The following is an 11,272-nucleotide window of genomic DNA, read 5'->3' on the forward strand; positions in this document are numbered from 1 at the left end:
GATATGTAGAGCACCGTTGATTTTATTATTATAACTCTGATGTTTTTTTCATAATATATCTTGTCTTTTTTGTAAATCGGTGGTAAATTACCAATGACAGTTGTATTTTTATAATGCACTATTGCTTGCTTTGGGAGGGAATTAGATGAAAAAAATTCAGACGGTGCTTGTTGCCAATCGCGGCGAAATTGCTATCCGGGTCATTCGCGCCTGTAATGAGTTAGGAATACGCACAATTGCAATCTATTCCAAAGAGGATATCTTCTCATTACACCGCTATAAAGCCGATGAAGCCTATTTGCTAGGCGAGGATAAAAGCCCGGTTGACGCTTATCTGGACATTGAAGCCATACTTCGTATCGCTAAAAACCGTGGTGTGGATGCCATTCACCCCGGATACGGTTTTCTATCCGAAAACATTAATCTTGCCAAACGCTGTAAAGAAGAAGGAATCATATTTATCGGGCCAGACATTGAACATTTAGCCATGTTTGGCGACAAAATCAATGCACGTGCCCAGGCTGTGGCTGCCGGCCTGCCGGTTATCCCGGGAAGCAACGGGCCGGTAAACAGCGTCGAGGATGTCAGGGCCTTTGCACAGCAGCATGGCTATCCATTCATCATTAAAGCAATTTTGGGCGGCGGCGGCCGGGGGATGAGAATTGTCCGGACAGCAGCTGCACTTGAAGAGTCCTATATGCGCGCCAAATCGGAAGCAAAAGCTTCTTTTGGCGATGACCAAATCTACCTTGAACGTCTCCTTGAATTCCCCAAGCATATTGAGGTTCAAATCATGGGAGACCGGCATGGCAATATCATTCACCTGTATGAAAGAGATTGTTCTGTTCAGCGCCGCCATCAGAAAGTTATCGAGATTGCCCCCAGCATATCACTATCTGAGGAACTGCGTCATGCTATCTGTAATGCTGCCGTTAAATTGATGAAGGCTGTGGGTTATGTTAGTGCCGGTACTGTTGAGTTTTTGGTTACACCTGACCAGCAATTTTATTTCATTGAGGTTAATCCCCGTATCCAGGTAGAACATACCATTACCGAAATGATCACAGGCATTGATATCGTTCAGGCCCAGTTGTATATCGCCGATGGTGACCGCTTAAGTGATGAGAGTATTGGTATTCCCAGTCAGGATTACATTACCTGTAACGGCCATGCCATTCAGTGCCGGGTAACCACAGAAGATCCGGCAAACCAGTTTATGCCTGACACCGGCAAAATAACAGCCTACCGCAGCGGCGGCGGCTTTGGCGTGCGGCTTGATGCCGGCAATGCCTATGCCGGTTCAGTCATCACACCTTATTATGATTCGCTGCTTGTTAAAGTCTCGACCTGGGGTCTCACCCATAAAAGCTCTATCGCTAAAATGAAACGCTGCCTCCATGAATTCCGCATCCGCGGTATCAAGTCCAACATCCCCTTTCTCTATAACGTAGTTAACCATGCAGACTTTTTAAGCGGGCACTATTACACCACGTTTATTGATACAACCCCCGAGCTCTTTGTCTTCCCCATACCTCAAGACAGAGGAACAAAACTTCTTAAATACCTGGCTGAAACAACTATTAATGGCTTTGAGGGGCTTGCTAAAGGACCTAAACCAAGTTTTCCACCGGTTAGACTTCCGCAAACACCCACAAGTCCACTGCCTAATGGCACCAAACAGATTCTTGATCAGCGCGGCCCGGAAGGCTTAATGGCCTGGGTTAAAGAACAAAAAGAGGTACTATTAACCGATACTACACTGCGGGATGCTCACCAGTCCCTTCTGGCTACCCGGATGCGGACGCATGATATGCTAAACATTATCTCCCCTACCGCCCATATGCTGCCAAATTTGTTTTCTTTAGAAATGTGGGGCGGCGCTACTTTTGATGTTGCCTACAGATTCTTAAAAGAAGATCCCTGGCAGCGTCTCGAAGCCCTAAGAAAACAAAGCCCCAATATTTTATTCCAAATGCTGCTCCGCGGCTCCAATGCAGTTGGCTATACCAGTTACCCTGACAATGTCATTCGTGCTTTCGTAGCGCAAGCCGCTGAATCCGGCATCGATGTATTTCGGATTTTCGACAGCTTAAACTGGCTTGACGGTATGACTGCTTCGATTGACGCAGTACGGCTCTCCGGTAAGGTGGCTGAAGTGGCGATCTGTTATGCGGGTGACATACTTGACCCTGCCCGCACTAAATATGATTTAAAATACTATGTAAATATGGCTAAAGATATCGAAAAAGCCGGCGCCCACATGTTGTGTATCAAAGATATGGCCGGATTACTGAAACCGGAGGCTGCTTACCGGTTAGTTTCTGCACTAAAAGATACTGTGGAAATCCCAATTCACCTTCATATGCATGACACCAGCGGCAATGGTATCTATGCCTACGCCCGGGCCATCGACGCCGGCGTAGACATTGTCGACACCGCTATCTCGTCCATGTCCGGTATGTCGTCCCAGCCAAGCGGCAACAGCCTGTATTACGCTTTACAAGGGCATCCACGGCAGCCTATTGTTGATATCCGTAAAATGAATGAATTATCGCATTACTGGGAAGATGTCCGCGCTTATTATAAAGACTTCGAAAGCAGCCTCTTTTTCCCCAATGCCGAGGTGTATCAGCACGAAATGCCTGGCGGACAATATAGCAATCTAAGACAGCAAGCCAAGTCTTTGGGCCTCGAAAGCCAGTGGGATAAGGTCAAAGAGGTTTATCGTCAGGTAAATGATATGTTTGGGGATATTGTAAAGGTAACCCCCTCCTCTAAGATCGTTGGCGATATGGCCTTATTCATGGTTGAAAATAACCTGACCGAGGATGCGATCTATGAAACAGGTGACACCTTAGATTTTCCTAACTCTGTCGTGGAATTCTTTTCCGGACAGATTGGTCAGCCTTACCAGGGCTTCCCTAAAGAGCTCCAGCGCATCATTCTAAAAGGGAAAAAACCTCTAACCAGACGTCCTGGTGAACTGTTGGAAGCAGCTAACTTTACTGAAATCCGCGATACGCTGGCAGGAACCCTGCAACGTCCTGTAACTACCTCAGATGTCTTGGCCTATGCCCTGTATCCGAAAGTCTTTTCCGACTGGGCCAACTTTATTAATTCCTACGGTGAAGTATCAATGCTAAATACACCAACATTCTTCCACGGCCTAAAACCCAGGGAGGAAATCAGGGTTGACATCGAGGAAGGAAAAACACTTGTCGTTAAATTTATTTCTGTCGAAGAACCACTGCCAGACGGCACCCGGATTGTCAATTTTGAGCTGAATGGGTTACCCCGGGAGGTTATTGTCAAGGACAAGAGCATTAAAACAGTAATCATCTCCCGCATTAAAGCTGAAAAAGATAATCCTAATCATCTCGGCGCTTCCATGACCGGAAAAGCCGTGAAAGTAATGGTTGAAAAAGGCGATCATGTCAAAAAGGGCGATCATTTAGTAGTTACTGAAGCCATGAAGATGGAAACAACGATCCAAGCCCCCTTTGACGGCATAATAAAAGAATTATATGTAAAACCACAAGACCCTGTGGAAACAGGCGACTTGTTGATTGAACTGTTAAAAACAGTAAAAGCGTAGCTGCCAGTAGTCGGCAGCATTACCATTGTTAGTTAGTTATAGCTAGGGGTGCCCAACGGCTGAGAGGATTAAACTCCAACCCTCGAACCTGATGTGGTTAATACCACCGTAGGAAAGCTTTTTCCTTTTAAAACAAAGAAGCTTGCCTACCCTCACCTCCGCCTATAGCTAAAATATAATTAAGGGGAAGGGGAAAAGATTATGTACACTACTCAAATGGATGCCGCTAAACGGGGTATCCTTACTGAACAGATGCGTATCGTAGCTCGGGAGGAGAAGATTGAACCTGAGTTACTGCGCGAATTAGTGGCAAGCGGCAGGGTTGTCATCCCTGCAAACCGTCATCACACCAACCTTAGTCCTAAGGGGGTTGGGGAAAAACTTCGGACGAAAGTAAATGTCAATTTAGGTGTTTCCAAAGACTGCTATGATATTGAGCTTGAATTAGAAAAAGCAAAAAAAGCCATTGAGTTAAAAGCAGAAGCCATCATGGACTTAAGCTGCTATGGCAAAACCCGCGAGTTTCGCTGCAGGCTCATTGAAACATCACCGATCATGATTGGCACTGTCCCGATGTATGATGCCGTCGGAATGCTTGATAAGGATCTAAAAGATATTACCGTTGATGAATTCTTTTCAGTTGTCGAAAGGCATGCCGAAGACGGTGTGGATTTTATGACTATCCACTGTGGCATGAACCTAAAAACAGCTGAGCGGGTGAAGCAAAACAAACGGTTGACCAACATTGTTTCCCGTGGTGGTTCCTTGTTATTTGCCTGGATGGAGCTTAATAAGCGGGAAAATCCTTTTTATGAGTATTATGACAGGCTTCTGGATATTTGCGAACAGTATGATGTAACATTGAGCTTAGGTGATGCCTGTCGTCCGGGCTCTATCCATGATGCCACCGATGCTGCGCAAATTGAGGAACTCATTACCCTCGGTGAATTAACAAAACGTGCCTGGGCCAGAAATGTGCAAGTGATTATCGAAGGCCCCGGCCATATGTCCATCAATGAAATTGCTGCCAATATGCTCTTAGAAAAAAGATTGTGCCACGGCGCACCATTTTACGTTTTGGGCCCACTGGTCACCGATGTTGCACCCGGCTATGATCATATTACCAGCGCAATTGGTGGCGCAATCGCCGCTGCCAATGGGGCCGACTTTCTTTGTTATGTAACACCAGCGGAGCATCTTCGCTTGCCTAATTTGGATGACATGAAAGAAGGGATCATCGCCGCCCGGATAGCCGCCCACGCAGCCGACATTGCTAAAGGAATCCCCGGTGCCCGCGATTGGGATAATCAAATGAGTGCTGCCCGGGCCGATGTAGACTTCCCCCGCATGATTGAATTGGCTATTGATCCGGAAAAGGCTCAAAGATACCGTGGGGAATCACAGCCGGAGTGTGAGGATACCTGTACTATGTGCGGTAAGATGTGTCCGATGAAAAACATGAAAAAAATCCTTAACGGGGAAGACCTGAGCATCGTATAATATGGATACATATATGACATCTGTTTCAGAAGCAGCGCAATTGCAGGAATTAGTGGATTTCTACCGCGCGAAACTGCTTTTCACATGTGACAGATATTATTTAGAAGATGAACGGAGCCAATTTTTCAAAACGATGCTTCAGGCACTTATTTGCTGCCGTCAGAATTATACTCTTTATGAACATAGCCTCCGTTGGTTTATCACCTTTATGTTTTTCCAGACAGCCTTTGACTGTATTGAGAAACTACTGGGCAGATTAATCCAACAGCAAACAGACCTACCCAGAAAAACTGAGAAGCAGCCTCTTGGCCAGGTCTATCGATATTTATTTGAACATAATGTACAGGCTGACCATGCCCGCTCTTTTGACCTGTTAGATGCTATGCATACAAGACTACTCTGTCAAAAGGCCAACTTTGCGGAAAGCGGGCATGTCGCTGTGACAAGTTATCGCGGTCAGCAGTTTATCACCACATATGGATATACTGCTGAGCTAATCAATCCAACACTACTCTTTACAATATTAACAGATGTAGGTAACTTATTCTCTGACCTGATCGTAGAACCTGGGAATACTCAACATGCATTTTATTTTGCAGGGTCTGAACGCAAGTCATTTGCGCTGTAAGATCTTTTAGTGGTACTGTTCGCAAGGTATTAGGCGCTTAATACTTGTGACAGTACCATTTTTGTCCTACCCTTTCTGTATGAATAAGGAGGAGATGTATATGGATGCCTATCAAGCCCTGGAAAAACTAATCGCAGGTAATAAGCGGTATGTAACTGAGAGGTATGCAAAGCCTGACATCGGTTATAAAAAACGTCTTGAACTGGTGCAGGGACAACAACCATTTGCCGTCATTCTGGGGTGCTCAGATTCACGGATCCCCCCTGAGATTATTTTCGATCAGGGTCTGGGGGATTTATTCGTTGTCCGAACAGCAGGCCAGGTTGTGGACTCGGTTGTACTGGGCAGCCTCGAATATGCAGTTGAACATCTCGCGGTACGACTAATCCTGATACTAGGTCATCAGGACTGTGGTGCGGTTAAAGCTGCTCTAACAGGTACCCAGGCTTCGTTACACCTTTGTTCCATCCTGCAGGCTATCGTACCCGCCATTGAAAGTGCCAGAAACTGTACTGGTGAGCTACTCCCAAATGCAATTAGGGCTAACATTGACTTTAACATCGATAAGTTAAAGTCAGCTAGCCCTGTTCTTGGGAAAGCGATTTCTGCTAAAGGCCTCCAAATTATTGGTGCCATTCACAATATACATGATGGTAACGTAAACTTTGACTACGTCTAGAAATTACTGATTATTCTGTTCTTTTCTTCATGCTCTCTATTAGTTTTTTTACTTCAACTACATTGATGTTTCTATTTTCGATAATGTTGAATAAATCAGCCGCCATATCCAACGGATTGTGGTACATAGTTCCCCCTATGATCTCTTGGAGTTGATCATGTTTTTTGCAGTATCTGACCTTTCCAAGCTCATCATTATTTTTCTGTGCCTTATAGTGACTGACAGCATATAAGGTCCTAAGCGCAGCAATTACCTCTACCGCCCCACCATAGCGGGCACCCACAATAACCCCAAGATCGGTTTCCTGTCCGCACGAGCCACAACGGGCGATCACCTCACCGGCCTCCATTTTATCTACAACCTCAAACTGAGTTGTATTACATTTAACACACAGCAATTTAGATTCATCCCATTCGCCGTTATGCCCACATTTGTCCACTAAGTATCACTCCCTTTGCATAGTAATACTTAGTATTACAAAATTTGGTATATCTAAACCATAAAAAATAAACGCACTATAAAACAAGTGCGTTTATTTTTTTATCTAAATCTGAAATTTACTGGTAGCTATACTAAGTTCCTCAGCCATCTTCGATAAAGCCTGACTTGCTGCAGCAATCTCCTCCATAGCAGCTGATTGCTCCTCCGTAGCAGCTGACACGGTCTGAGTCTGTCCAAGAATTCCTTTACCGGCTTCCTCAACTGCCTGAACTGCTGCAACAATCTGTCTGCTACTCTCTGCCATTTCCTGGATGTCTGTCGATATGACTTTGACCTGACTGGACACATTCTCTATCAAGCCTACAATATCCTGAAACGATTTACCTGAGGTGTGAACAACTTGTGTACCGACGTTAACCTCCTTGGTTCCCTCGCGCATCGCCACAACGGCTTTATGAGTATCTGTACTTATTTCCCCAATCAATGCTGCAATCTGTTTGGCAGCCGCTTGTGATTGCTCTGCCAGCTTGCGAACTTCATCAGCAACTACGGCAAACCCCCGCCCCTGTTCGCCGGCACGAGCGGCCTCTATGGCTGCGTTAAGAGCCAGCAGATTAGTTTGGCTCGCAATATTTGCAATTACGCTCACTATTTGCCCAATCTCTTCTGAGCGGGCCCCCAAACTGGTTACCACCTGTGCCGATTCCATAACTGTTTTCTGGATGCGTTCCATCTGCTTAATCGCAGTTTCAACTGCATTAGTACCGCCCCGGGCAGCTTGAGCAGCTTTGTCTGTATCCAAGGCTACATCATTGGCATTTGACGCAATATGCCGAATCATCGCTGATATATTCTCAACAGAATTAAGGGTTTGATTTATTGATTGGAATTGGTCCTGAGAAGCCTGGGCAACATCAGTAATGGAAGAGGCTACCTGGTTGGCAGCTAAAGCAGATTGCTCGGCACTGGCTGTCAACTGTTGGGAAGAAGCGGCTACCTGCTCTGTTGTAACAATAACCTGACCAATTAACCGGCCTAACTTTTCGGTCATACTGTTAAAGGCAATCCCTAGTTTCCCGATCTCATCTTTGGAGTTAAGCTTGACCCGCTGGGCAAGATTTCCTTCGGCAACATCCTCCGCCTTTGTCATTAGCAGGTTCAAAGGGTTGGCAATCACCCGCACGATTAGCCAACCCCAAGTACAGGCTAGTAGGATAATACCAGCAGTGACTCCCAACACAACCTTTACTACCTGAGCTGCATCAGCAATTCCTTCCAGGTTAGTTGTTTCGGCTAATTTCTTATTGTAGTCGATTAGTTCACGTCTTAATTCTGTTGCCTTTTGAAATAAAGAAACACTCTGAGTGTATAAGACAAAAGCATCATTTTGGTGCCCGCTTGTAGCAAGCTTAATAATCTCCTGGCGAGCTTTCCGGTAATCAGCCAACTCTTTCTCCAATTCGCTCAGCTTGTTCTCTTGAAAGGTGTCAAGATTAATTTTCTTATATTCCTCTTGTAATTTATTAATCTTATTTGTATTATCTTGAATATTCTGAATAATTATTTGCTGCCTATTCGTATCTGCTGTCAGCATAATCTCCAGCAATTTAGATTCCGAATCTTTACTGAGCAGGCGTACCTCGCCAAGTAATTGGACAGGCACTAACCGGTCTTGGTACATCATAGTCATCTCATGGCTCAACATTCTGACCGAGAATAATCCAACAAAACCTACTCCAAATAAGCAAATCGCCATAAAAATAATTAAGCCGTAGATCTTGGTCGCGGTTTTAAAATCAGATAACCTGTGCATATGTCCTCCTCCAATACATAAAATGTCCTATGTTGCACTATTCGTTTTTTTACATAATTCACCTTCACAACTTTTATGATTCTTATTTACAAAATTACGTCTATCAAAAAACAAAAAAAAGCTTTTATCTTGTCCATAAACAAGATAAAAGCATACCGTTAGCATTACATCCTTTAACCCACGCCTGGACACTGGAGAATTTCATCTTGCCACAGAGCAGAAGCAGTTGCTTGCCTGCCCCTCTCCAAAAACAAAAATTCATCCCCTAAAGCCTTAGCCTCTGCCCGGTCATGGGTTACGAGGACAAAAGGAATATTCCAGAGTGCTTGAATCTTTTTCAGTTCTTCCTGCAGTTCCAAACGCGTATCAGCGTCAAGGGCCGATAAAGGTTCGTCCAGCAAGAGAATCTCCGGTTCAGCCATCAGCGCACGGGCAAGAGCCACCCGCTGCTTCTCACCGCCTGATAAGGTATCAATGAACCTTGTTGTCAGATGCCTGATACGCAGCAGTCCCACCAAACGTTCATAGAGTTCATTGGCTTCCTGGTCATATTTCCTTACACCATACCAAATATTTCTTTTTACATCCATATGTGGAAACAAAGCAAACTCCTGAAACATATAACCCACCCGCCGGAGCTGCGGTGGCACAAACGTTTTCGCCGATGAACAGAACAAAATGCGGTCATCATGAGCGATTTTCCCCTCATCTGGCCGTAAAAGGCCGGCAATCGCGCGGAGGATCGTTGTCTTGCCTGCCCCTGAAGGACCTAACAAAACTAAAATGTTGTTTGCAACAGTAAACTGAATATCCAGCGTAAAATCAGAAAGTTTTTTCTTCACAGTTACCTGCAGCATTTAAAACAACCCCTTTACAGACGATTCCCCACATCGCTTCTTAGACCAGACATTTAGTCCAAAAATCAGGAAAAATGTTATCCCACTGATCAGCAGGACATAAGCGCCAGCCAACGACAAATCATTGGATTCTGCAGCAAAATAGATCGCCAGCGGGATGGTCTGGGTCTTACCGGGAATATTACCGGCAATCATAATCGTAGCGCCAAACTCTCCCAGCGCCCGGGCAAAAGACAATACCAGCCCGGCCACTAATCCTGGCCAGGATAAGGGCATGGTTATTGTCCAGAAAACCCGCCAATTACCAGCACCCAGCGTCCGGGCGGCATCTTCAAGCTTGCGGTCCACTCCCTGAAAGGCGGCCTTGGTACTCTGATACATTAACGGAAATGCAACCACCGTAGCTGCCAGCATAGCCGCATAAGGAGTAAAAATAATCTGGGTATGTAAGCTTTCCGATAAGAAGCGGCCAATAGGTCCTTGTTTTCCAACCAGAACCAGTAAAATAAAACCGGTTACAACAGGCGGCAATACTAATGGCAAGGCAAAAAGCGCCTCCAGTGCACTTTTCCCGGGAAATTCAAAGCTTCGCATAATATAAGCGGCAGTTACCCCAAAGATAAATACAAAAATTAAAGAAACAAGCGCAACCTTGACCGATAGTAGGACTGGCTGCCATTCAATCATACAGTCACCTGCTTTATTGGCTTAAACTGACAAAACTAAAGCCGTCTTTTTCAAAAACAACCGTTTTTCGGGCTACCTGTTATTTTCCCATGACAAATCCATTTTTCTCAAATACCGCTTTGCTTTCTGCACTAAACAGATATTCAATAAAATCTTCAGCTGCCTTTTGTTGCTTGGTACCGGTGGTCACAGCAACCGGATAAATGATAGGCTGGTGACTACCTTCCGGGGCAACTGCGGCAACTTTTACTTTGTCGCTGGAAATAGCATCAGTCTTATAAACAATCCCGGCTTCAACATTGCCTGTTTCAGTATACGCCAATACAGTACGCACATCTTTGGCAAATACAACCCGTTCTTTGAGTTTATCCCATAGCCCCAGTTTCTGTAATACCTGTTGGGCATATTGTCCGGCAGGTACTGTGGCAGTCTCGCCAAGCGCAATCTTTTGCACACCTTCCTGGGCTAAATCTTCATATTTTGTTATGTTTAGTTTTGTTTCTTTAGGGACAACGACGACCAGCTTATTCTCAACCAGATTTTTACGGGTAGCTTTATTGACCAGGTTTTTAGCCTCCAGTTCATTCATCTGCTTGGGAGCGGCTGAAATGAAAATATCGGCAGGCGCGCCTTGCTCGATTTGCTGCTGGAGAGCGCCTGAGGCGCCAAGGTTATAAACAAGTTTAACATTGGGGTTCTTGGCCTGATAATTCTTTTGGATCTCAGTAAGTGCGTCCTTTAGACTCACAGCCGCCGAGACAGTGATCTCAACCGGCATCACTTGCGCTGCTGGCGGAGTTTGCTTTTCCCCGCCGCAACCAACCAAACTAAAGATAGTGGCTACTAACAAAGCCAAAATAAGAAATACCTTTTTGTTCATCATTCTCATCTTTTTATCCCCCTTTATATCACTCTACCTGTCAGATCATAGCCGGCAGATAGGCACACAACCCCTTGCTCAGCAAACAATATCCCCCTCAAAACAACAAAAGATCAACTAACATAATCAAACTGCAACCAAGTTAGTTGATACGTCTATGTATCAATTCAGTTAAATACGCAACTGAAATTG

Annotated in this window: 9 protein-coding genes and 1 riboswitch; of the genes, 4 read left to right on the forward strand and 5 right to left on the reverse strand. The window is 45.0% G+C overall.

Annotation, left to right across the window (positions count from 1 at the left end; genetic code table 11):
* Positions 1-145: 145 nt before the first annotated feature.
* The 4 genes from pyc (at position 146) to VN379_RS01250 (ending at position 6,402) form a co-directional block, all read left to right on the forward strand.
* Complete coding sequence (pyc, locus tag VN379_RS01235) at positions 146-3,595, forward strand: pyruvate carboxylase (protein WP_325529989.1); 3,450 nt, start codon at positions 146-148, stop codon at positions 3,593-3,595.
* Between the two features lie 34 nt (positions 3,596-3,629).
* A riboswitch (TPP riboswitch) is annotated at positions 3,630-3,727 on the forward strand.
* A 66-nt stretch (positions 3,728-3,793) separates the two neighbouring features.
* Positions 3,794-5,095, forward strand: coding sequence for a phosphomethylpyrimidine synthase ThiC (gene thiC, locus VN379_RS01240; RefSeq protein ID WP_325530004.1), 1,302 nt, complete (start codon positions 3,794-3,796; stop codon positions 5,093-5,095).
* A 1-nt stretch (position 5,096) separates the two neighbouring features.
* A complete protein-coding gene (locus VN379_RS01245) occupies positions 5,097-5,723 on the forward strand; it encodes a hypothetical protein (protein WP_325529991.1) in 627 nt (208 codons plus the stop codon).
* A gap of 100 nt (positions 5,724-5,823) precedes the next feature.
* On the forward strand, positions 5,824-6,402 hold the full coding sequence (locus VN379_RS01250; RefSeq protein ID WP_325529993.1) for a carbonic anhydrase: 579 nt from the start codon (positions 5,824-5,826) through the stop codon (positions 6,400-6,402).
* A gap of 10 nt (positions 6,403-6,412) precedes the next feature.
* Here VN379_RS01250 and VN379_RS01255 read toward each other — a convergent pair whose 3' ends face one another.
* From VN379_RS01255 to modA, 5 genes are all read right to left on the reverse strand, one after another.
* Complete coding sequence (locus tag VN379_RS01255; protein WP_325529995.1) at positions 6,413-6,841, reverse strand: hypothetical protein; 429 nt, start codon at positions 6,839-6,841, stop codon at positions 6,413-6,415.
* A gap of 105 nt (positions 6,842-6,946) precedes the next feature.
* Entirely contained in the window at positions 6,947-8,656 is a 1,710-nt protein-coding gene (locus VN379_RS01260) for a methyl-accepting chemotaxis protein (protein ID WP_325529998.1), read from the reverse strand.
* 173 nt (positions 8,657-8,829) lie between these two features.
* Entirely contained in the window at positions 8,830-9,513 is a 684-nt protein-coding gene (locus VN379_RS01265; protein ID WP_325530000.1) for an ATP-binding cassette domain-containing protein, read from the reverse strand.
* Complete coding sequence (gene modB, locus VN379_RS01270; protein WP_325530002.1) at positions 9,514-10,200, reverse strand: molybdate ABC transporter permease subunit; 687 nt, start codon at positions 10,198-10,200, stop codon at positions 9,514-9,516.
* Between the two features lie 79 nt (positions 10,201-10,279).
* Positions 10,280-11,089 carry a molybdate ABC transporter substrate-binding protein gene (gene modA / locus VN379_RS01275; RefSeq protein WP_414714942.1) on the reverse strand — a complete coding sequence of 270 codons (810 nt, stop codon included), beginning with the start codon at positions 11,087-11,089 and terminating at the stop codon, positions 10,280-10,282.
* Positions 11,090-11,272: the final 183 nt, after the last annotated feature.

This window comes from Sporomusa sp., assembly GCF_035561255.1.
Lineage (GTDB): Bacteria > Bacillota > Negativicutes > Sporomusales > Sporomusaceae > Sporomusa.